This window comes from Vandammella animalimorsus (assembly GCF_002288875.1).
In the GTDB taxonomy this organism is placed as follows: Bacteria; Pseudomonadota; Gammaproteobacteria; order Burkholderiales; family Burkholderiaceae_C; genus Lampropedia; species Lampropedia animalimorsus.
Genome location: NZ_NTBH01000001.1, coordinates 744629 through 767308, shown reverse-complemented (window position 1 = coordinate 767308; position 22680 = coordinate 744629). Strand labels below are relative to the sequence as shown.

The following is a 22680-nucleotide window of genomic DNA, read 5'->3' as shown; positions in this document are numbered from 1 at the left end:
GATGTGGGCGCTGCGGCGCGCTTCATGGATAGATCATTTGCACGCCGCCGCCGCCGTTGTGCACGCGCAGCGCGTGCAGGGCCTGCTCGCTGGGGAAGATGGCCTGCGCCTCGGGCAGCAGCAGCTCGGCGGCGGCGTGCTGGCCCTGCGCGCCGTGGCAGCGCAGGCGGATGCGCAGGCGCACGCCGCGCGGGCGCTCCGGCTCGTCGTCCTCGGCATGGCCGGTTTGGGGCTGCTCGGCGGGGGTGTCGGGCGCGGGCTGGTGCGCCTGGATCCAGGCCTGCAATTGCTGCAATGGCTGCTGCGCGTTGCCCGCCTGCTCAGGCGCCTGCCAGTCCAGCTTCAGCCAGCGGCCGAAGGCGCAGCGGGCGCTGGGCAAATCCAGCGCATCTTGCACGTTCAGGCGCGGCTCGAAGCCGTTGCGCCCTGGCTGGTAGCGGGCGTTGAGCACCAGCAGTTCATCTTCGCGGATGTGCTGGCCGCAGCGCGCCATCAGCGCCTCGTCGGCCACGGCCTCGATGGCGCCGCTTTTGTCGTCCAGCGTGAAGATGGTGACCTTGCCACGCGGGCCGTTGGCGCTGCGCAGGCCGCTGACGATGCCGGCCACGCGCTGCGTTTCGCGGCTGTCCTCCAGCGCGGCCACGGGCGTGCGCACGAACTGGCGTACCTCGGCCTCGTATTCGTCGAACAGGTGGCCGGAGAGGAAAAAGCCCAGCGCGGTTTTCTCGTGCAGCAGCTGCTCGCGCACGCCCCAGGGCAGGGTGGCCTGCAGCGGCGGCTCCTGGCCGCTGGCGCCCACGGCGTCTTCGCCCAGCATATCGAACAGCCCACCCTGGTTGGCGTTGGCCAGCTGCGTGGCGGCCCATTCGAATGCCATGTCCAGCGAGGCCAGCAGCGCAGCGCGATCGGCGTGGATGGTGTCGAAAGCGCCGGCCTTGATCAGCGCCTCGACCGTGCGCTTGTTGATCTTTTGCTTGTCCACGCGCAGGCAGAAGTCGAACAGGCTTTTGAAAGGCCCGCTTTGGCGGCCTTTGTCGCCCTCGCCCCGGCCTTCGCGTGCAGCGATGATGGCTTCGATGGCGGCCTGGCCCGTGCCTTTGACGGCGCCCAGGCCGTAGCGGATGAGGCGGTTGGACACCGGCTCGAAACGGTAAGCGCCGTGGTTGACGTCCGGCGGCTCGAAGCGGATGCCAAACTTTTGCGCATCCTCCAGCAAGACCTTGAGCTTGTCCGTGTCGTCCATCTCGATGGTCATGTTGGCGCAGAAGAACTCGGCCGTGTAATGCACTTTGAGCCAGGCCGTGTGGTAGGCCAGCAGCGAGTAGGCGGCGGCGTGCGATTTGTTGAAGCCGTAGCCGGCGAACTTCTCCATCAAGTCGAAGACTTCGTCGGCCTTGGCCTCGCTGATGCCGTTCTTGGCCGCGCCCTCGCGGAAGATCAGGCGGTGCTTGGCCATTTCCTCGGGCTTTTTCTTGCCCATGGCGCGGCGCAGCAAGTCGGCGCCGCCCAGGCTGTAGCCGCCCAGGATCTGCGCGGTCTGCATCACCTGCTCCTGATAGACCATGATGCCGTAGGTCTCGCTCAGCACCTTTTCCACCAGTGGGTGCGGGTACTCGACCTCCTCCTTGCCGTGCTTGCGCGCCACGAAGCTGGGGATCAGGTCCATCGGGCCGGGGCGGTACAGGGCGTTGAGGGCGATGAGGTCTTCCAGGCGGCTGGGGCGCGCTTCCTTGAGCATGCCTTGCATGCCGCGGCTTTCGAACTGGAACACAGCCTCGGTACGCCCTTCCTGAAACAGCTTGTAGGTGGCCTTGTCGTCCAGCGGCAGCTTTTCAAAGGCGAAGTCCTGTTGGCCGGGGTGGCGGGCGATGATGAACTGGCGCGCCAGCTCCAGGATGGTGAGCGTGGCCAGGCCCAGAAAGTCGAACTTGACCAGGCCGATGGCCTCCACGTCGTCCTTGTCGTACTGGCTCACGGCCGCATCGCTGCCGGGCTGCTGGTACAGCGGGCAGAAATCGGTGAGCTTGCCCGGCGCGATCAGCACGCCGCCGGCGTGCATGCCGATGTTGCGTGTCAGCCCTTCGAGCTTTTGCGCCATCTCGATCAGGGATTTGACTTCCTCCTCGTTCTCGATGCGCGCGGCCAGCAGCGGCTCGGCGGCGATGGCGTATTTCTCCTTGTCGGCCTCGCTGAGGTTCTCCGGCGGGTATTGCAGGGTGACGGGCTTGCCCGGCTTGTTGGGGATGAGCTTGCTGATGCCGTCGCAGAAGGTGTAGCTCATGTCCATCACCCGGCCCACGTCGCGGATGGCCGCGCGCGCGGCCATGGTGCCGAAGGTGGCGATCTGGCTGACGGCTTCGCGCCCGTACTTTTGCTTGACGTACTCGATCACGCGGTCGCGGTTGGTCTGGCAAAAGTCGATGTCGAAGTCGGGCATGGACACCCGCTCCGGGTTCAGAAAGCGCTCGAACAGCAGGTTGTATTGCAGCGGATCCAGATCGGTGATGGACAGCGCATAGGCCACCAGCGAGCCCGCGCCCGAGCCGCGCCCCGGCCCCACCGGGCAGCCGTTGGCCTTGGCCCACTGGATGAAGTCCGACACGATCAGGAAGTAGCCGGGAAAGCCCATTTTCAGGATCGTCTCCAGCTCGAACTCCAGCCGCTGCACGTAACGAGGGCGCTCGGCTTCCCGCCGGGCGGCATCGGGGTACAGCAGCGCCAGGCGCTGCTCCAGCCCGGCGTGCGATTGCTGGCGGAAGTAGCTCTCGATGGTTTCCCCCTCGGGGATGGGGAAGTCGGGCAGGCGCGGCTTGCCCAGCACCAGCGTCAGATTGCAGCGCTTGGCGATCTCCACCGTATTGGCGATGGCGCTGGGGATGTCGGCAAACAGCGCCTGCATTTGCGCGGCGGTCTTGAAATGCTGCTCGGGCGTGAAGCGGCGCTGGCGCTTTTGATCGCCCAGGATTTCGCCCTCGGCAATGCACACGCGCGCCTCATGGGCCTCGAACTCGTCGGCATCAAGAAACTGGATCGGGTGCGTGGCCACCACCGGCAGCCCCGCCTTGGCCGCCAACTGCACGGCCTGGGCGATGTAGCGCTCGTCATCGCGGCGGCCCGCGCGTTGCAGCTCGATGTAAAAGCGCCGGGGGAAGATGCGCGCCAGCTCCATCGCCCGCTCGAACGCCTGCGGGAAATCGCCATTGAGCAAGCTGCGCCCCACCGCCCCCTGCTGCGCGCCCGAGAGCGCAATCAGCCCCTGGCTGTGCTGCTCCAGTTGCGCCATGCTCACCTGCCCCATGCCCTGGGCCTGCGCGGCGGCGTGCTGCTTGTCCGTCCAGGCCAGCGCCAGCAGCGCGTTCAGGCTCAAATAGCCCTGCCAGTCCTGCACCAGCAGCAGCAGCCGCGTGGGCGCATCGCCAGGCGCCCCGGCCACCACCACCTCTGCGCCCAAAATGGGCTTGAGCCCCTTGCCGCGCGCCTTGGTATAGAACTTGACGGCGCCAAACAGATTGTTCAAATCGCTGATGGCCAGGGCCGGCTGCCCATCCTTGGCCGCACGCGCGACCACATCGCCAATGCGGGCCGTGCCATCGACGACGGAAAACTCAGTGTGCAAACGCAGGTGAATAAACATGGGGCGCGATTGTAGGAGGGGGCATGGCCTGCCGGAAAAGCAAGGCATCACGTCGCCCACAGCGCGGGCTTGTTCACCATCAGCCAGTACACCAGCACCATGGCGATGAAGGCCGGGTAGCCCAGCGCCTCCCACCAGCGGGCCAGGCGTGCGTACTCATGGGGCAGGGCGCTGCCGCTGGCGTGGGCGGCCTGGGCCATGCGCGCCATGCGCAGTTGCAGCCACAGCACGGGCAGCCAGCAGGCGCCGGCCAGCGCGTACAGCGCCAGCGAGGCGGCCAGCCACGGCGTGCTCAGCGGCCAGCCGGCCCAGTAGGCCAGCAGCACGCCGGTGACGGGCTGCACGATGACGGCCGGCGTGGTGAACCAGGTGTCGGCGCGCACCACCAGGCGGCTGACCACGGCCTGCGCGGCCACGTTGCCCGAGCGGTTGGCGAAAAACATGTAGAAGGCTGAGCCAAAGCCCGTGCCGACCATGAGCACGCTGCTGAGGATGTGCAGCCATTTGACGATGAGGTAGCTGTTCATGGGGCGCTGCGGTAGAGGACGAAAAGAATGGCCAGCATGGGCAGGTTCTTGCTCAGCGGGCCGATGGGGTGCAGCCACAGCGCGGGCAGCAGCGCGGTGGCGGCCAGCGTCAAGCCCAGCACGGCCAGGGCCGTGAGGGCGTAGGTGGCGCGGCCGGGCCGCCAGGTCAGCGCCAGCGCCAGGGCGATGTCCAGCGCCACGCCGCCGCCGATGAGCGCGTGCGCCAGCGGCCCCGGCGGCACGCCACCGGCGCGCAGCAGCGCCAGGCTTTGGCCGTTCCACTCGATCAGGCTGGCGGCCACGGTGAGCCAGCACACGGCGATCAGGCTGGCGCGCAGCAGGCGCAGTGCACCAGGGGCGTGGAGGCCATGCGGGGCGCGGCTGGTTGCGGGTGTGGCGGGTGTGTTTGGCATGTCAGCCTCCGGCGGATGCGGCCAGGCCCGCGATGAAGCGCGCCGGGGGCGTGGCCGGGCGGCCCAGCAGCGCGGGCAGGGTGTGGGCGTCGGCCACGTTGTCGCTGGCCAGCAGGGCCAGCGATTGGCTGCACCAGGGGGAAAAGGGCAGGGCATCGCCCAGGCGCGCGCTGGCTTGGGTCAGCCAATGGGGCAGGGGCCAGATGCGGGCGGGGCGGGCGGGCGCTTTGCCATCCAGCGCACCCAGTTGCGTGCGCAGCAGGGCGATGTACTCGGCCAGCGTCATGGCCTGCGGGCCGGCCAGATCGGCCAGGCCGGTGAATGCGGCGGTGTTGTCGGCGATGTTGTCGGCGATGTTGTCGGCGGTGAAGTCAGTGGTGGCGCTTGTGGCCGTGGCCGCGCCAAGGGGCGGCGGCAGCAGGCGCGCCACGGCATCGGCCAGGTCCCACACGGCCAGGGGCTGCACGCGCGCTTGCAGCACCGGGCGCGGCAGGGCCAGCCAGGGCAGGCGCGCCAGCGCCAGGAACAGGCGCGTGCTCTCGCCGCCCGCGCCAAACACCAGGCTGGGGCGCAGCACCGCGCCGTCGAGCTGGCCGGCCTCGGTCAGCGCCAGCAGGCGGGCGTCGGCGGCGTGCTTGGTGCGGGCGTAGGCGGTGTCACCGTGGGCGATGCCCAGCGCGGAGATCTGCACCACGCGGCGCAGGCCGTGGGCGGCGCAGGCGTCGAACAGGGCGCGCGGGGCGGCATCGTGCACCAGCGCCATGGGCCGTGCGCGGCTGTCGCGCAGCAGGCCCACGGCGTTGACCACGGCCTGCACGCCGTGCAGCAGCGGCGCCCAATGCGCAGGCGTGCTGGCTTGGGTGAAATCCACGGCCGGGCTGCTGTGGCGGCTGGCGGCGCGCACCTGCCAGCCTGCGCGGCGCAGGGCCTGGGCGATGTGGCGGCCGATGAAGCCGTTGGCGCCGCACAGCAGCACGGTGGGGGCGGGGGCAGGTGTGGGGGCTGGGACGGTCATAGAGCTTCTCCGGCATGGATTGGGGGAGTGGGGTCGCACAGATGGGCCAGGGCCTCGGCCTGGCGCCGGGCTTCGAGCAGGGCGGCCACTTGCCGCCAGACGCCGCGCGCGATCAGGGCCGCGCTGACGAACACGCCGCCGCACATCAGCAGCAGGCTGTGGCGCAGGGCCTCGGCCGGTGCGGCGCTGGCGCGGAAGTCGCCAAAGGCCAGCGCCAGCATCAGGCTGCCGCTGAGGGCCAGCAGGTAGGCGCAGCGCACCCAGAATTCGGCGGCGCTGCCGTCTTCGCACAGTGTGCGCAGCACGTGCACAAGGATGGGGCGCAGGTAGTGCACGGCCGCCAGCGGGCCGAGCAGGGCGATGAGCACGTTGGCCAGCAGCAGCGTCAGGTTCAAGGACTCAGTCGAAGTCATGGCAAGGCTCCTGTCAAGGTGGTGAAGAAGGGTTTGCTACTTTTTTAATAGCTGCTTGGGCTTGCTGGATGGGCGATGGGGTGTGCTTTCATCCAGCCGGCAGGCATCCCCCGGGCCGCAGCGCTGGCTGGCATGGCGGGCGGCGTGGGCCTGTGCCTCCTGCAGGGGCTGTGCCAGGGGGCGCGCGAACAGCCAGCGCGCCAGCCAGCGGGGCAGGCGCTGGCGGTGACGCGCCAGGTGCGGGTAGAGCGCGCGGGCCAGCCGGCCCAGCAGCGGATGGCGCAGGGCGCTTGCCACGCGGTGGCGGCCCACGGCGGCGTAGGCGGCCTCGAACGCGGGCACGCCCACCAGCACGCGGCCGTCGGCGGTCTGGGCGTGCATCAGGCGCATCAGCTCGGCCTGGGTGCAGCCGGCGGGCGCGCCGTCAAAGCCGGGGGGCGAGCAGTCCACCAGCCGCAGGCGGCCGTGCGCGTCGCGCTGCAAGAGCGCGTGCATCTCCGCTGCGCACAGCGGGCAGGAGGCGTCGTAGTACAGCGTCAGGGGGTAGGTGGCGGGCATGGTGATCTCCTTAGGGGCTGTTGAGATTGAGTGTTGCGGCGGTGTTTTCGGTCAAAACTCCACAGCTGCTGCGTTGAAAACGCTTGCAAGGTGTCTAACCTTGCGCGCGTTTTCGCCTTGCATCTGCGGCTTTTGCCTCGAAAAACCGCTTCGCAAACCCAATCCCAACAACCCTTGTTTTTAAAAAATGGATATTTCAGAAAAAAGTGAAATCAAGGGGCAAAAAAAGGGGCGTTTCGGTTTTTGTGGCTTTCGAGGCTTGCGCAGCTTTCGCTGTGTTCGCAACCGTTGCGCGGCCCCAGGCTTTCGGCCAGGCGTTTGAGCGCGCGCAGGCGCTGGCGTGATTGGCGCTGCACGTAGCGGCCCATCAGCGGCGTGAGCAGCCAGGCCACGGCCCGGTGCAGGCGCAGGTGGTAAGTGAAGTGCACGCGGCAGCGCTCTGGCCCATCGGGCACGAAGCGCCAGCTGCCTGCCAGCGCGGCAAACAGCCAGGGCCCGCGCAGCAGGCGGAAGGCGGCCACGCGCGGGCGCTGAAAGCTGACGTAAGCCACGTCAAATGCCATGCCCAGCGGGGCCGGGCAGTGCGCCACGCGCGTGCCGTCGGCTGCGGTGGCGGGCCGGGCGTGCGGGGTCAGGCTGTCCCACAGCGGGCGCAGGGCGTAGTCCTGGCTCAGATCGAAGCAGGTGGCGGCGCTGGCCGCGATGTCGATGTGGGTTTGAATGCGCATGGGCGGCTCCTGGTCGGTTAAGGGTTCAGCGCACCAGCTTCTGCACGCTGGCGCCGAGCTTGAGCACCTTCTCCAGCGTGCTGGGCGACAGGCGCAGCATCTCCTCGCTCCAGGCGCCCAGCGCCTGCATGAAGCGCAGGGTTTCGCGCAGGCGGTCTTGCGCATCGGGTGGCTCGGCGGCAAAGTCCTCGCGCGCCACCAGCTCGGCCAGCAGGCGCGTGGTGGGGTCGAACTCGCGCTCCTTGCGCTCGCGCACGATGGTGCGAAACAGCGCCCACACGTCGCTGGAGGTTTCAAAGTAATCGCGCCGGTCGCCCAGCACGTGGGTGACGCGGATCAGGTTCCAGTTTTGCAGCTCCTTGAGGCTGTTGCTCACGTTCGAGCGCGCCACGCCCAGGGTCTCGGCCAGCGCCTCGGCATGCAGCGGGCGGCCGTGGATGAACAGCAGCGCATGGATTTGCGCCACCGTGCGGTTAACGCCCCAGGCGGAGCCCATTTCGCCCCAGTGGACGACGAAGCGGCGTGCGATATCGGTCAGTTCCATAGGGTGGTAATGTATAGGAACTGAAATTTCTGTCAATACAGAAATTTCTTGTTCTGAACTCCGTTGCGGCCGCTCTGCGGCGCTGCTTCTGCGTCGCTTTCGTGGCGGGGCGGCTTGTGCGGCTGCTTGCTGAATGTCTGGCGGTCGCACCTGGGGTTGTTGGGGGCTGGCGGGGGCGCAGAAGGCATATCGCTCCAGCAGGCCCAACCGATGGACTGGCGGGTGTTTTGTTGGTTGACGGCATCGGAAAACAGCAAGGCGACGCCGGCCTGGTTGCTGATCATCAGAAACACACTTGCAATGGCCGCGCCCAGAGCCAGGCGCGGGCCTGTTTCCTCAATGGTGGCAAATACTGTGCGCAGCAGCCACGGCACATACAAAAACAGCAACTGAAAGACCACGGCATTGCGCCAATGCGCCCAGTCAACGGGTGGGCTGGCGGGGCAGCGCAGCGCGTACAGGCCGCCGTTGATGAGCACGATGCCCAGCAGCACGGCCAGTGTCCAGGGCCACAGGGGGCGGTGTTCGTCTGTTGTCTGGTGCATGGCGGCTTCCTGTCATGGGCGATGGCGATGGGCGATGGCGGGAAAGTGAACCTGCTTGAGCGCGGCGCGCCCAGCGCCCTGCCAGCGCTCAATGCTCCAGCACGGGCGCGAGCAGGCGGCGCAGTTCGTCCTCGGGCATGGCGCGGCGCTGGGCCATGTCTTGCAGTTGGTCCTGGCCGATCTTGCCCAGGGTGAAGTAGCTGCTCTCGGGGTGGGCGATGTAGAAGCCGCTGACGCTGGAGGCGGGCCACATGGCCAGGCTTTCGGTCAGGCGCATGCCGATTTCGTCGGTGCGCAGGGTCTCGAACAAGGCGATTTTGGCGCTGTGGTCGGGGCAGGCGGGGTAGCCGGGCGCGGGGCGGATGCCCTGGTATTTCTCGGCGATCAGCTCCTCGTTGGAGAGCGCCTCCTGCGCAGCGTAGCCCCACAGGTCGGTGCGCACGCGCCAGTGCAGGTATTCGGCAAAGGCTTCGGCCAGGCGGTCGGCCAGGGCCTTGAGCATGATGGCCGAGTAGTCGTCCAGCGCGCGCTCGAATTCCTTTTCTTTTTTCTCGATGTCCAGCCCGGCGGTGACGGCGAACATGCCGGCGTAGTCGGCAATGCCGCTGCTTTGGGGCGCGACGAAATCGGCCAGGCAGCGGCTGGGGCGCATGACGCCGCCCACGGCCTGCTTGGGCGCTTGCTGGCGCAGGCCCCACCAGGTCATCAGCGGCTGGGTGCGGGCTTCGTCGCGGTAGAAAACGATGTCGTCGCCCACGCTGTTGGCCGGGTACAGGCCCATCACGCCGCTGGCCTTGAGCCAGCGCCCGTCGATGATCTTGCGCAGCATGGCCTGGCCATCGGCATAGACGCGCCGCGCCTCGACGCCGACGATTTCGTCGTCCAGGATGGCGGGGAAGGGGCCGGCCAGATCCCAGGTCTGGAAGAACGGCCCCCAGTCGATGAAGCGCTCCAGCTCGCGCAAATCGATGTTGTGGAATACGCGCCGCCCCAGCGCGCGCGGCGTGGCGGGGCGCCAGGCGCTCCAGTCGATGGGGGTGGCGTTGGCGCGCGCCTTGTCCAGCGGCCAGAGCGCGGCGGGCTTTTTGTTGGCGTGCAATTGGCGCACGTGCTCGTAATCGGCCTGGGTCTCGGCGATGAAGGCGCTGGCGCCTTCGCCCAGCAGGTTTTGCGCAATGCCCACGCTGCGCGAGGCATCGGGCACGTAGACGACCGGGCCTTCGTAGTGCGGCGCGATCTTCACGGCGGTGTGCACGCGGCTGGTGGTGGCGCCGCCGATGAGCAGCGGGATGCCGCGCTCCTTGAACCAGTTGTCCTTTTGCATCTCCCCGGCCACGTACTGCATTTCCTCCAGGCTGGGGGTGATCAGGCCGGAGAGGCCGATGATGTCCGCGCCTTCTTCCTTGGCCTTGGCGAGGATTTCGTGGCAGGGCACCATCACGCCCATGTTGACCACTTCAAAGTTGTTGCATTCGAGCACGACGGAGACGATGTTCTTGCCAATGTCGTGCACGTCGCCCTTGACGGTGGCCATGACGATCTTGCCGTTGCTCTTGACCTGCGCGCCGCTGGCCTGGAGCTGGCGCTTTTCCTCCTCGATGTAGGGCACCAGGTGGGCCACGGCCTGCTTCATCACGCGCGCGGATTTGACCACCTGCGGCAAAAACATCTTGCCCTGGCCGAACAGGTCGCCCACGATGTTCATGCCGTCCATCAGCGGCCCTTCGATGACGTGCAGCGGCCGCCCGCCTTTGGCGCGAATGGCCTGCCAGGCCTCTTCCGTGTCCTGCACGATGAAGTCGGTGATGCCCTGCACCAGCGCATGCGCCAGGCGCTTTTCCACCGGCACGGGGTGTTCTGGCGTGCCGCGCCATTCGAGCTTTTTGCTCTCGTCCTTGGCCTGGCCCTTGGCGCTTTCGGCAATTTCCACCAGGCGCTCGCCCGCATCGGGGCGGCGGTTGAGGATCACGTCCTCCACGCGCTCGCGCAAGGTCGGCTCCAGGTCGTCGTACACGCCAATCATGCCGGCGTTGACGATGCCCATGTCCATGCCCGCCGCAATGGCGTGGTAGAGGAACACGGTGTGGATGGCCTCGCGCACCGGGTCGTTGCCGCGAAAGCTGAAGGAGACGTTGCTCACCCCGCCCGAGACTTTTGCGCCCGGCAGGTTTTGCTTGATCCAGCGCGTGGCCTCGATGAACTCCACGGCGTAGTTGTCGTGCTCCTCGATGCCGGTGGCCACGGCGAAGATGTTGGGGTCGAAGATGATGTCCTCGGGCGGGAAGCCCACCTCATCGACCAGGATGCGATAGGCGCGCTCGCAGATTTCGATCTTGCGCGCGAAAGTGTCGGCCTGGCCCTTCTCGTCAAAGGCCATCACCACGGCCGCCGCGCCGTAGTGCTTGATGAGCGTGGCCTGGCGCTTGAACTCCTCCACCCCCTCCTTCATCGAGATGGAGTTGACCACGCCCTTGCCCTGGATGCAGCGCAGCCCGGCCTCGATCACCTCCCACTTGGAGGAGTCGACCATGATGGGCACGCGCGCAATGTCTGGCTCGCTGGCAATCAGGTTCAGAAAGCGGACCATCGCCGCCTTGGAGTCCAGCATGGCCTCGTCCATGTTCACGTCGATGATTTGCGCGCCGTTGTCCACCTGCTGGCGCGCCACGGCCAGGGCTTCTTCATACTGGCCGTTGAGAATCATGCGCGCAAACGCCTTGGAGCCGGTGACGTTGGTGCGCTCGCCAATGTTGACGAACAGCGTGCCCTCGTCGATGGTCAAAGGCTCCAGCCCCGCCAGGCGCAGCGGCGGCAGGGCAGGGGGCGTGGCAGAAGATGCGGCAGGGGATGCGGCAGTCATGAAGGGCCTGTCAAAGTGGGGGGATGCGGGAAAGCCCGCAATTGTGCCAGCGCGCCGCCTGGCGGTTGGGCGCTGACTGGCTCAGCGCGCCTGCGCACCCTGAGGCGACTGGGCGGCTGCGGGCAGGCCGAAGATGCGGTCAAAGCACCAGGTGAAGACGAAGGTGTAGATGAGAAAGAACAGCATCAGACCAAAGTCCATCACGAAAGCCTGCCACAGGCTCACGCCCAGCAGCCAGGCCAGCAGCGGCACCAGGAAGAAGATCAGTCCGCCTTCGAAGCCCAGGGCGTGGGCCAGGCGGCGCCGAATGCTGCGGCCCCGGGTGGGTTGGTGCGCCTCCCAGCGTTCGAAGAAGGTATTGAAGATGTAGTTCCAGGTCACGGCGGTGGCCGATGCCGCCACGGCCGCCAGCAGCGCACGCTGCATGCCGCTGCTGCTCAGCAGCGCCAGCCCCCAGCTGGAGACGGCAATGGCGATGGCCTCGTAGATCAGCACATAGACGATGCGGCGGCGTTTGCCCTGGAGTTTCATGGCGGCGAGTCGGTGCGGTCGGCAAAGGGCGAGACTGTAGCGCCATTGGCTGGGCTTTGCGCGCCGGCGGCATGGACAAGGCCTGACGCCGCGCTTATGCTGCCGGCCGTTGCGTTGACTATGTGTAGAGGTAAGGAGATCAATATGCCCCCTTCTGGCAAGAACAAGTCGGCAGCCAAGGATGCCGCGAAGAAAAAGGACAAGGACGCCAAAGGCCGCGCCAAGCGCGAGGCGAAACACGCTGCCAAGGCCGCCAAGGGCCAGGGCGCCAAGCCGGCGGCAGCGCCGTCGTCGCCACTGTCGCAGCAGCATGCGCTGCCCTCGTATTTGGATCCGGCCCACCTGGGGCCTTGGGGCATTTACCTGAAGCAGGTCGATCGCGTCACGCCCTACCTGGGCCATCTGGCCAAGTGGGTCGAGACGCTCAAGCACCCCAAGCGCTCGCTGATTGTGGACGTTCCCATCGAGCTCGATGATGGCTCGGTGGCGCATTTCGAGGGCTATCGCGTGCAGCACAACCTCTCGCGCGGGCCGGGCAAGGGCGGCGTGCGCTTTCATCAGGATGTGACGCTCTCCGAAGTCATGGCGCTGTCGGCCTGGATGTCGATCAAGAACGCTGCGGTGAACGTGCCTTATGGCGGCGCCAAGGGCGGCATCCGCATCGATCCACGCAAGTATTCGCAGGCCGAGCTCGAGCGCGTGGCGCGCCGCTACACCAGCGAGATCGGCCTGATCATCGGCCCGAACAAGGACATCCCCGCGCCGGACGTGAACACCAACGAGCGCACCATGGCCTGGATGATGGACACCTACTCCATGAACATCGGCGCCACGGCCACGGGCGTGGTCACCGGCAAGCCGGTGGAGATTGGCGGCTCACTGGGGCGGCGTGAGGCCACCGGGCGCGGCGTGTTCACCGTTGGCGTCGAGGCGGCCCGGCTCATCGGCCTGGACATCGAAGGCGCGCGCGTGGCCGTGCAGGGCCTGGGCAATGTGGGCGGCACAGCCGCGCGCCTGTTTGCCGAGGCGGGTGCCAAGATCGTCGCCGTGCAGGACCACACAGGCTCGCTCTACCGCGCCAGCGGGCTGGATGTCGAGGCCTTGCTGGCGCATGTGCGCGACAGCGGCGGCGTAGGCGGCTTCAAGAAGGCCGACAAGCTCAGCGGCGAGGAGTTCTGGGGCGTGGACTGCGACATCCTCATCCCGGCGGCGCTGGAAGGGCAGATCACCGAGGACAATGCGCCGCGCATCAAGGCGCGCATGGTGATCGAGGGCGCCAACGGCCCGACCACGCCCGGCGCCGATGACATCCTGGATGACAAGGGCGTGCTGGTGCTGCCCGACGTGATTGCCAACGCCGGCGGCGTGACGGTGAGCTACTTCGAGTGGGTGCAGGACTTCTCCAGCTTCTTCTGGACCGAGGACGAGATCAACCAGCGCCTGGTCAAGATCATGAAGGACGCCTTCCACGCCGTCTGGCAGGTGGCGCAGCAGCACCAGGTCAACCTGCGCACGGCCACCTTCATCGTGGCCTGCTCGCGCATCCTGCTCGCCCGCGAGCTGCGCGGCCTGTATCCTTGAGCGTCGCCCGCCGTCGCGCGGGCTTGGGCTTTGTTCGAGAACCTCTGCAGCACTCAGCGCTGGCCGCTGAGTGCTGCAGAGGTTTGCTTTGTTTTCTCGCCTTGTCGGTGTGCCATGCGGCCTTTGTTGCGCAAAACCTTGTTGCTGATCGTTCTATTTCTGGCGCTGCTGCTTGCCTGGTGGTTGCAGCGCCCCCAGGGGCAGGCGCTGCTGGCGCGCACCCTGGGCTGGCAGGCCGCTGGCAACGCAGCGCAAGGGCAGGGGGGCGGCGCTGTGCTGCAGGCCAATGCGCCTGCCAGTGCGCCTGCAAGTGCATCGGCCAGCGCACCGGCCCTGATCGAGGTGGCCCAGGCCATTGGCCGGCCGCTGCGCGATGTGGTGCAGGCCACTGGCACGCTGCGCGCGCGCCAGAGCAGTGCGCTGCGCCCGCAAGCCAGCGGTCGGGTACGCGCCATCCACTTCCGTGAAGGCCAGCCGGTGCGCAAGGGCCAGTTGCTGCTGCAGCTGGACGATCGGCTCGAGCGCGCCCATTGGCAGCAGGCCCAGGCCGAGCTGGAGCTGGCCCGCGCCAACCACGGCCGCAGCCGCGAGCTGGTGCAGCGCGGCTTCATCAGCCGCGCCGCGCTCGAAGAAAGCGCGGCCAAGCTGCAGATCGCCCAGGCGCGGCGCGACCTGGCCCAGGCCCAGCTCGAGCGCCTGCGCATTCAGGCGCCGTTCGACGCAGTGGCCGGCCTGGCCGATGTGCACGTGGGCGACTACGTGCGCGAAGGCGAGGTGGTGCTGCAGCTGCAGGATTTGGATGTACTGCTGGTGGACTTCCGCCTGCCCGAGCGCGTGGCCGCGCAACTGGCCGTAGGCCAGGCCGTGCAGCTGCGCTTTGACGCGCTGCCCGGCGTGCAGCGCCAGGCCACGGTGCAGGCCATCGACCCGCTGGTCGATGCGCAAGAGCGTGCGCTGGCCCTGCGTGCGCGCTTGCCCAACCCTGGTCGGCAGCTGCGCCCGGGCATGTCGGCCCAGGTGGAGCTGGTGCTGCAAGAGCGCGCCCAGGCCGTGCTGGTGCCAGAGCAGGCTGTGCTGAGCAACGCCCAGGGGCCAGCGCTGATCCGGGTGCAGCCCTGGCAGGCCCAGGCGCCCACGCCGCAGGGCGATGGCCGCCTGGGTTGGCCGCCGCAGACGGTGTTTCGCACCGAACGCCTGCCGGTGCAGTTGGGCCAGCGCCTGCCCGGCTGGGTGGAGGTGCGGGGTGAGGGCCTGGCCGTGGGCGATGTGGTGATGGTGGCCGGCCAGCACCGTGCCAACCGCTCGGGCCAGCGCGTGCGCATCCGCTGGGCCGAGCCTGAGCCGCCGCCGTTGCCCGATCACGCCACCCCCAGCCCCCATGCCGGCCCCAGCCCCGAGGCGGGCCAGGGCGCCGCCGTATCCGGTGCAACGCTCAGTGCAGCGCCCGCGCCTGGGCAGCCGCTGCGCCGCAGTGCCATGCGGGGTGTGCCATGGGCCTGAGCGAGCTGTCGGTGCGCCGGCCAGTGCTGGCGACGGTGATGTCGCTGCTGCTGGTGCTGGTGGGGCTGGTGTGCTTTTTCACGCTCACGGTGCGCGAATACCCGCGCATCGACGAGCCGGTGGTGACGGTGCGCGCCAGCTACAGCGGCGCTTCAGCAGCAGTGGTGGAGTCGCGTCTGGCCAAGCCGCTGGAGGACTCGATCGCAGGCATCGAAGGCGTGGATGTGATCAGCTCCATCAGCCGCGCTGGGCAGGCGCAGATTACCGTGCGCTTCGTGCTGGAGAAGGATCCGGACAACGCCGCCGCCGAGGTGCGCGACCGCGTCGCGCGCGTGCGCGCCCGCCTGCCGGCGGAGATTGACGAGCCGGTCGTGGCCAAGGTCGAGGCCGATGCCACGCCGGTGATCTGGCTGGCCTTCAGCTCGGCGCAGCGCAGCCCGCTGGAGATCAACGAGCTGATGCTGCGCATTGCGCGCCCATTGCTGCAAACCGTGCCGGGCGTGGCAGACACGCCCATTTTTGGCGAGCGCCGTTATGCCATGCGCGTCGCGCTGCAGCCCGAGCGCATGGCCGCGCACGGGCTGACGGTTGAAGAGATCGAGAGCGCCATCCGCGCCAGCAATCTGGAGCTGCCCGCAGGGCGCATCGAATCGCACGAGCGCGAGCTGAACGTCGTCTCGCACACCGAGCTGGCCACGCCCAGCCAGTTTGCCGACATCGTGCTGCGCCATGGCGCGGGCCTGAAGCTGCGCCTGGGCGACGTGGCCCAGGTCGAGGAAGGGCCGGCCAGCCTGCGCAGCCGCGTGCGCTTCAATGGGCAAGAGGCCGTCTCCATGGGCATCGTGCGCCAGGCCACGGCCAATCCGCTGGAGGTGGCCGCAGGCATTCGCCAGGCGCTGCAGCGCCTGCGCGCCGAGCTGCCCGGCGATGTGCAGGTCACCATCGCCAACGACAACGCGGTGTTCATCGAGCGCTCCATCGCCAGCGTGTACGCCACCATCGCCGAGGCTGTGCTGCTGGTGGTGCTGGTCATCGTGGTCTTTCTGGGCTCGCTGCGCGCGGCGCTGGTGCCCATCGTCACCATCCCCATCAGCCTGATCGGCACCTTTGCGCTGATGGCGCTGGCGGGCTTTTCGATCAATACGCTGACGCTGCTGGCCATGGTGCTGGCCATTGGCCTGGTGGTGGACGACGCCATCGTCATGCTGGAGAACATCCACCGCCACATTGAGGCCGGGCAGCGGCCCTTTGAGGCCGCCATCGCGGGCGCGCGCGAGATCGGCTTTGCCATCGTCGCCATGACGCTGACGCTGGCGGCCGTCTATGCGCCGCTGGCCTTCACGCCAGGGCGCACCGGGCGGCTGTTTGCCGAGTTCGCGCTCACGCTGGCCGGGACCGTGCTGGTCTCGGGCTTTGTGGCGCTGACGCTCTCGCCCATGCTGTGCGCGCTGCTGTTGCGCCCCCATGCCCAGGCCGGGCGCTGGGCGCAGGCCGTGCAGCGGGCGCTGCGCGGGCTGGAGCGCGGCTATGCAAGCGTGCTGGGCTGGACGGTGCGCACACGCGCCGAGGCGGCCGGGCAGGCTCCGGCCGCCGCGAAAGAGACAGCGCTCGCGCCGCCACCGGCCTCATCAACCTTGTTGGCTGCAGCGGCGCAGCGACCAGTCTGGGCCGGGCGCATGGCCGTGTTGCTGGCCATGCTCGGCTGCGGTCTGGCACTGGCCTGGCTGTATCCGCGCCTGCCGGCCGAGCTGGCGCCAATGGAAGATCGCGGCACGCTGCAGGTGCGCATGAGCGCGCCCGATGGCGCTTCGCTGGACTACACCGACCGCTATGTGCGCGAGGCCGAGGAGCTGGTGCGGCGCCACCCGGAGTTCGATCGCGTTTTCGCCAGCGTCGGCAACCCCACGGTGCAAAACGGCACGCTGATCGTGCGCACTGTGGACTGGAGCGAGCGCGAGCGCGGCATCGAGGCGCTGGCCGCGCAGGTCGGGCAGGACATGCGCGAGGTGCCGGGCGTGTTCAGCTTTCTGAACACGCCGCCGCCGCTGGGCATGGGCTTTAGCAGCCGACCGCTGCAGTATGTGATCCAGACCACCGGCAGCTACGAGCAGCTGCATGAGATCGTGCAGCAGTTCATGCAGGCCATGCGCGAGCACCCGGCCATCGACAGCCCGGACGTGGATCTGCGCCTGAGTGCGCCGCAGCTGCGCATCGAAGTCGATCGCGAGCGCGCGGCCGACCTGGGCGTGCAGCCAGCCACGGTGGCGCGCACATTGGAGAGCCTGCTGGGCGGGCGTATCGTCACGCGTTACAAGAAAGGCGCCGAGCAGTACGACGTTTGGGTGCAGCTGGCGGCGCCGGCGCGCGCCACGCCAGAGCAAATCGGCCGCATTCAGGTGCGCAGCGCCCAGGGCGCGCTGGTGCCGCTGTCGGCACTGCTGCGCATCGATGAGGGCACCGCGCCGCGCGAGCTCAACCACTTCGGCCAGCGCCGCTCGGCCACGCTGACCGCTCGCATCGCGCCAGGCCACACGCTGGGCCAGGCGCTGGACTTTATGGATGAGCTGGCCGAGCGCACGCTGCCGGCTGGCCAAGGCTATGCCACGGCTTTGAGCGGCGCATCGCGCGAGTACCGCAGCGCCCAGGGAGCGCTGACGCTGGTCTTTGCGCTGGCGCTGCTGTTCATCTACCTGGTGCTGGCGGCGCAGTTCGAAAGCTTCGTCGATCCGCTGGTCATCATGGTCTCGGTGCCTTTGTCCATGGTGGGCGCGCTGCTGGCCCTGTGGCTCAGCGGCGGCACGTTCAACGTCTATTCGCAGATCGGGCTGATCACGCTGGTCGGGCTGATCACCAAGCACGGCATCCTGATCGTTGAGTTTGCCAACCAGATGCGCCAGCAGGGCATGGCGCTGGCGAAGGCCACGCGCACTGCCGCCGTGCAGCGCCTGCGCCCCATCCTGATGACCACGGCGGCGATGGTGCTGGGCGCACTGCCACTGGCCCTGGCCAGCGGCGCCGGGGCTGAAAGCCGCCGCCAGATCGGTTGGGTCATCGTCGGTGGCATGGGCCTGGGCACGCTGCTGACGCTGCTGCTGGTGCCCACGGTCTATTTGCTGCTGGCGCGTCGTCGGGTACCAGGCGCGCGGGCATGAAAAAAGCCACGCGGGCCTGGCGGCTGCGTGGCTTGGCTGTGGTGCGCCCTGAATTGGCCAGGGCGTAGGCTGTCAGATCACATGCGCTCGAAGATGGCGGCAATGCCCTGACCGCCGCCGATGCACATCGTCACCAGCGCATAGCGACCGTTGATGCGCTGCAGCTCGTGCAGGGCCTTGACGGTGATCAGCGCGCCGGTGGCGCCGATGGGGTGGCCCAGCGAGATGCCCGAGCCGTTGGGGTTGACCTTGGCCGGATCCAGGCCCAGATCGCGCGTGACGGCGCAGGCCTGGGCGGCAAAGGCCTCGTTGGCCTCGATCACGTCCAGGTCGTCAATGCTCAGGCCGGCTTTTTGCAGCGCCAGCTTGGAGGCGGGCACCGGGCCGATGCCCATGTACAGCGGTTCCACGCCGGCGTGCGCATAGGCCACCAGGCGCGCCATGGGCTTGAGGCCCTTGCTCTGGGCGGCCTTGGCCTCCATCAGCACCACGGCGGCGGCGGCGTCGTTCAGGCCCGAGGCATTGCCGGCCGTGACGCTGCCGTTTTCCTTGACGAACACCGGCTTGAGCTTGCCGAAGTCCTCCAGCTTGGCGCCGGCGCGGAAGTGCTCGTCGGTGTCGAACACCACCTCGCCCTTGCGGGTCTTGATGCTCACGGGCACGATCTGGTCCTTGAAGTAGCCGCCGGCGGTGGCGCGCTCGGCGCGCTGGTGGCTCTCCAGCGCCAGCTGATCCTGATCCTCACGGCTGATGCCCCACTTGGCGGCGATGTTCTCGGCCGTCACGCCCATGTGGACGGTGTTGAACGGGTCGTGCAGCGCGCCGACCATCATGTCCACCAGGCTCACGTCGCCCATGCGCGCGCCCCAGCGGGTGTTGAGGCTGGCGTAGGGCGCGCGGCTCATGCTCTCGGCGCCAGCGCCAATGGCCACGTCGGCATCGCCCAGCAGAATGCTCTGGCTGGCCGAGACAATGGCCTGCAGGCCCGAGCCGCACAGGCGGTTGACGTTGAAGGCTGGCGTCTCAATAGGGCAGCCGCCTTCGATGGCGGCCACGCGCGAGAGGTACATGTCGCGCGGCTCGGTATTGACGACGTGGCCGAACACCACATGGCCCACGTCCTTGCCTTCGAGCTGCGCACGCTTGAGCGACTCCTTGAGCACCAGCGCCCCCAGCGCGGTGGGCGGCATGTCCTTGAGGCTGCCGCCATAGGTACCGATGGCAGTGCGCACGGCACTGACGACCACGACTTCACGACTCATTGTGTATTCCTTTGCTTGAGGTTGAAAAACAGCGCGGCCTTGCTTGGCGTGTGCCACATGGGCAGTGTGTGCAGAAGGCCCGCAACGATCCGCTGCATGCGCATCGGTTCAGCCTGCGATGATGACACGAAAAGCCAGAGATGCTGCGCGGGTTTTCATGCAGGGCGCCGCCGCGCGGGCCGGCTGGGCCATAGGCGGGGCAAAAAAAGCCCGGCACGGGGCCGGGCTGAAGGGATCCATGAAAATGGTTTCGAAAGGATCCAAGGAGACAACTTGTAGGTGAGCGCCCGGCCTGAGGCCAGAGCGCATGCACCAAAAGGATTACGAGCGGCGGCGCGAAGCGGCCGACTTGGCGGCGTTGGTGGCGCTTTCGGTCACGGCGTTGAAGTTGGCCTGGGCCACGTCAGAAGCCTGCTTGACGGTTTTCTGCACCGATTCAAAGGCGTTGTTGGCTGCCGAGATGGCGCTGCGCACCACGGCCACGGAGGCTTCCGTGCCGACAGGGGCGTTCTTGGCGGCGCTTTCGACCAGATTGTTCACGGCCTGCTGGGCTTCGGCAGTGCGCTCTTCCACCAGGCGGTTGATTTCCTGGCCGCTTTCCGAAGCGATTTCGTACAGCTGACGGCTGTAGTTGGAGACTTTCTCAGCCAGAGGCTGGAAGATGCTCGATTGCAGGGCGGCCAGTTCCTGAGCATCCTTGATGGACAGCACGGCTTGGCTGTGCTTGGCGGCGTCGTTCAGGGCTTCGCGCGAGACCTTGACGTTCAGCTCGATGAGCTTCTCCACGCTTTCAAAGGCCTTGTTGGTCAGGCCGAACAGCTGCTCGATGTTGGCCTTGTGGGCTGCCAGGATTTGCTCAGGGGTCAGTGCCATTTTTCTCTCCCGATGAATAGTTGACGAGGGTTGATAAGGAACGGTGCTGGCACGGACGCTGGGCGTTGGAATACTTGTGTGTGGCCTCAAGCGTGGGCACATGCGAGCCTGGCCACCGTGGGCGAGAACTCATTGTGCGATGCAGCATGGCCGTGATTATGCGGCTGCTGCGCAAGGATGGCAAGCGGTTTTGCTGCGGTGCAGCAAATTAATCGATACTAAATGTATCAAAGGTGTTTCAGGCGCACATCGTGCTGGACCTATAGGCGGCGCACGCGCGCCAGCGGCGGGTGGTTGCGCAGGTAGGTCACGACGCCGGCGGCGATGGCGTCGGCAATGCGGGCCTGGTATTGCGGGGAGTTGAGCAGGCGCTCCTCATCCGGGTTGCTGATGAAGCCGGTCTCGATCAGCACGCTGGGCGTGTCGGGCGAGCGCAGTACGGCGAAGTTGGCCTGTTCGACGCTGCGCTTGTGCATGTGGGCGAATTGGGCGAGCTGGGCTGCCATGTAGCGCCCGAGCACCAGGCTGTCGCGGATTTGTGCCGAGGTGCTCATGTCGGCCAGCATGCTTTGCACTTGGCGGTCGCGCGCATGGATATTCAGCCCGCCCACGGCATCGGCCTTGTTTTCGTGCGCGGCCAACATGCGCGCGGCGGTGCTGGTGGCGCCGCGCTGGCTGAGGGCATAGACGCTGGAGCCGCGCGCGCGTCGGTTGAGCGCGGCGTCGGCATGGATGCTGACGAACAGGTCGGCCTGCACGCGCCGCGCGCGTTCGACGCGCGAGGCCAGCGGCACGAAGAAGTCCCGGTCGCGCGTCATGTAGGCCTGCAGTGGCACGCCGTTGACGCGCAGCCGGTTGATGCGCTCGCGCACTTGCAGGGCAATGGCGAGCACAACGTGTTTTTCATAGCTGCGGGCCGGGCCGATGGCGCCCGGGTCTTCGCCGCCGTGGCCAGGGTCCAGCGCCACGATGTAAATGCGGTCGGTTTGCTGGCGCGTGGCTGGCGGGCTGGAGACGGGCGGCGGCGCGGGCGGGCGTGGCGCGGGCGGGCGTGGCGCGGGCGCTGGGCTGGGCCGAGGAGCTGGCGGCGGCACCGGGCGCGGCGCAGGCGCGGGGGCCGGGGCAGGCCTGGGGGCTGGCGCTGGTGGGCGCGAGCCATGCTGGCCAAACCACTCGTCCAGCGCATCTGGCCCGGGCGCTGGCTTTGGGGCTGGAGTAGGGGTTGGCGTTGGCGCAGGCGTTATCACAGGTGTTGGCGGCGCTTCGACGCTGGGCGCTTGCGCCAGGGTGCGCAGGCGCTCGTCGATGAGCTGGGCCATGGGATCGACCCGTTGCAGCGGGTACAGGTCGAAGACCAGCCGGTGCCGATAAGGCGCAATGGGCTTGAGGGTGAACACCTCTGGGCGCACTCGCTGCTTGAGGTCGATCACCATGCGCACCACGGTGGGCGAATGCTGGGCAATGCGGATGGCGGCGATGTTCGGGTCGTCGGACTTCACGCGCGTTTCCATGTTGCGCAGCTCCGGCCCCAGGCGCAGATTCTTGATGTCCACGTACAGGCGCGGCGGGTTGGCGACCAGGTCGTGCTGGGCCTCGAGCTTTTGATCCGACTCGATGGTCACGCGCGAATACTCGGGCGCAGGCCAGATGCGCAGCGCGACGATGCCTTTCTTGTTGCCCTTGGCGGCCGTTTGCGGGTAGTGGCGCTGGCTGATCTGGGCAAAGGCCACGTGTTCCACCCCCAGTGTGCACAGCAGGGCGCCGGCGCGCAGCAGGCTGCGGCGGTCCCAGCGCCGAGGCGCCGCTGCAGGAGGTTGCGCCTGGGGCGCAACCGGCATGGGGGCCGGGCTGGCAACCAGGGGCAGGGCGTGATTCGGTGCGGGGGGGAGCGTGGCGGCGGCTTCGGCGCGGGCGGCGGCGGGCGCAGGCGGGGTCGGTGGGCTCATAGCGCGCATTGAAGCATATTTTTCGCCAATGCCTGGCCGGCTGGGCTGTAGGCCAGTAGCGCCAGTTGCCGCTGCTGTGGCTGCTGCGGCACGAATTGCAGATGCAGTGCCAAGTCGGGCAGCGGCAGTGCGTCGCCAGCCTTTTGCGGCCACTCGATCAGTTTCAGCCCGGCGCCTTGCACGGTTTCCAGCAAGCCCGAGTCCAGCCATTCTTGCGGGGTTTCGAGGCGATACAGGTCGAAATGATGCACCTGCTCAGGGGGGTGGTCGAGGGCGTAGCTCTCCAGCAGCGCGTAGGTCGGGCTTTTGATGCGGCCTCGCACGCCCAGCGCACGCAGCAGGTGGCGCACCCAACTGGTCTTGCCCGCGCCCAGCGCGCCATAGAGGTGGATGCTGACTTGTGCCAGCGCCTGGCCCTGCGCGGCCAGGGTTTGGGCCAGGCGTTCGGTGGCGGCCTCGTCGGCCAGTGCGATGCTGGCTTGGGCCAGCGCGGTGGCAGTAGGCGGCTGTTCGGAGGCGGGCAGGGCCGCAGTGGTTGGGACGCTGGCGGGCATGGAGGTGCAGGCGGGCAGGTGCGATCGGGCGGGCAATGAGCGGG

Annotated in this window: 18 protein-coding genes; 3 read left to right on the top strand and 15 right to left on the bottom strand. The window is 67.9% G+C overall.

The window, feature by feature from the left end:
* Positions 1–22: 22 nt before the first annotated feature.
* The 11 genes from dnaE to CLI93_RS03160 all read right to left on the bottom strand — a co-directional run bounded on the left by dnaE (position 23) and on the right by CLI93_RS03160 (position 11768).
* Positions 23–3634: a DNA polymerase III subunit alpha gene (gene dnaE, locus CLI93_RS03210; protein WP_095543694.1), complete on the bottom strand. Its 3612-nt coding sequence runs from the start codon at positions 3632–3634 to the stop codon at positions 23–25.
* 47 nt (positions 3635–3681) lie between these two features.
* Complete coding sequence (locus CLI93_RS03205; RefSeq protein WP_095543695.1) at positions 3682–4161, bottom strand: DUF2269 family protein; 480 nt, start codon at positions 4159–4161, stop codon at positions 3682–3684.
* Positions 4158–4574, bottom strand: coding sequence for a DoxX-like family protein (locus CLI93_RS03200; protein WP_095543696.1), 417 nt, complete (start codon positions 4572–4574; stop codon positions 4158–4160). Before CLI93_RS03200 ends, CLI93_RS03205 begins: the two co-directional genes overlap by 4 nt.
* Before the next feature lies 1 nt (position 4575).
* On the bottom strand, positions 4576–5589 hold the full coding sequence (locus tag CLI93_RS03195) for an NAD-dependent epimerase/dehydratase family protein (protein ID WP_095995653.1): 1014 nt from the start codon (positions 5587–5589) through the stop codon (positions 4576–4578).
* Positions 5586–6002: a hypothetical protein gene (locus CLI93_RS03190; RefSeq protein WP_143326476.1), complete on the bottom strand. Its 417-nt coding sequence runs from the start codon at positions 6000–6002 to the stop codon at positions 5586–5588. The genes CLI93_RS03195 and CLI93_RS03190 overlap by 4 nt, the downstream gene beginning before the upstream one ends.
* Positions 6003–6038: 36 nt before the next feature.
* The gene (locus tag CLI93_RS03185) at positions 6039–6560 is read right to left on the bottom strand and encodes a thiol-disulfide oxidoreductase DCC family protein (protein ID WP_095543622.1); all 522 of its coding nucleotides are present in this window, start codon (positions 6558–6560) and stop codon (positions 6039–6041) included.
* A gap of 212 nt (positions 6561–6772) precedes the next feature.
* Positions 6773–7288 carry a type II toxin-antitoxin system RatA family toxin gene (locus tag CLI93_RS03180; protein WP_095543620.1) on the bottom strand — a complete coding sequence of 172 codons (516 nt, stop codon included), beginning with the start codon at positions 7286–7288 and terminating at the stop codon, positions 6773–6775.
* Positions 7289–7313: 25 nt separating this feature from the next.
* On the bottom strand, positions 7314–7832 hold the full coding sequence (locus CLI93_RS03175) for a GbsR/MarR family transcriptional regulator (protein ID WP_095538306.1): 519 nt from the start codon (positions 7830–7832) through the stop codon (positions 7314–7316).
* A gap of 32 nt (positions 7833–7864) precedes the next feature.
* Positions 7865–8377, bottom strand: coding sequence for a hypothetical protein (locus CLI93_RS03170; protein WP_095543619.1), 513 nt, complete (start codon positions 8375–8377; stop codon positions 7865–7867).
* A gap of 88 nt (positions 8378–8465) precedes the next feature.
* Entirely contained in the window at positions 8466–11237 is a 2772-nt protein-coding gene (metH, locus tag CLI93_RS03165) for a methionine synthase (RefSeq protein ID WP_095543618.1), read from the bottom strand.
* Between the two features lie 81 nt (positions 11238–11318).
* On the bottom strand, positions 11319–11768 hold the full coding sequence (locus CLI93_RS03160) for a PACE efflux transporter (protein WP_095543617.1): 450 nt from the start codon (positions 11766–11768) through the stop codon (positions 11319–11321).
* Between the two features lie 144 nt (positions 11769–11912).
* On the opposite strand from CLI93_RS03160, the gene CLI93_RS03155 reads away from it, so the two are divergent.
* The 3 genes from CLI93_RS03155 (at position 11913) to CLI93_RS03145 (ending at position 18001) form a co-directional block, all read left to right on the top strand.
* The gene (locus CLI93_RS03155; RefSeq protein ID WP_095543616.1) at positions 11913–13349 is read left to right on the top strand and encodes a Glu/Leu/Phe/Val family dehydrogenase; all 1437 of its coding nucleotides are present in this window, start codon (positions 11913–11915) and stop codon (positions 13347–13349) included.
* Between the two features lie 126 nt (positions 13350–13475).
* Positions 13476–14849 carry an efflux RND transporter periplasmic adaptor subunit gene (locus CLI93_RS03150; RefSeq protein WP_172425515.1) on the top strand — a complete coding sequence of 458 codons (1374 nt, stop codon included), beginning with the start codon at positions 13476–13478 and terminating at the stop codon, positions 14847–14849.
* Positions 14840–18001, top strand: a complete 3162-nt coding sequence (locus CLI93_RS03145; RefSeq protein ID WP_095543614.1) for an efflux RND transporter permease subunit — start codon at positions 14840–14842, stop codon at positions 17999–18001. The genes CLI93_RS03150 and CLI93_RS03145 overlap by 10 nt, the downstream gene beginning before the upstream one ends.
* Before the next feature lie 77 nt (positions 18002–18078).
* On the opposite strand, the gene bktB is transcribed toward CLI93_RS03145, so the two are convergent.
* The 4 genes from bktB to tsaE all read right to left on the bottom strand — a co-directional run bounded on the left by bktB (position 18079) and on the right by tsaE (position 22636).
* Entirely contained in the window at positions 18079–19263 is a 1185-nt protein-coding gene (bktB, locus tag CLI93_RS03140; RefSeq protein WP_095543613.1) for a beta-ketothiolase BktB, read from the bottom strand.
* Between the two features lie 321 nt (positions 19264–19584).
* Positions 19585–20136, bottom strand: coding sequence for a phasin family protein (locus tag CLI93_RS03135; protein ID WP_095543612.1), 552 nt, complete (start codon positions 20134–20136; stop codon positions 19585–19587).
* A gap of 260 nt (positions 20137–20396) precedes the next feature.
* Positions 20397–21974: an N-acetylmuramoyl-L-alanine amidase gene (locus CLI93_RS03130; protein WP_095995688.1), complete on the bottom strand. Its 1578-nt coding sequence runs from the start codon at positions 21972–21974 to the stop codon at positions 20397–20399.
* A 104-nt stretch (positions 21975–22078) separates the two neighbouring features.
* Complete coding sequence (tsaE, locus tag CLI93_RS03125) at positions 22079–22636, bottom strand: tRNA (adenosine(37)-N6)-threonylcarbamoyltransferase complex ATPase subunit type 1 TsaE (protein WP_095541148.1); 558 nt, start codon at positions 22634–22636, stop codon at positions 22079–22081.
* Positions 22637–22680 lie beyond the last annotated feature (44 nt).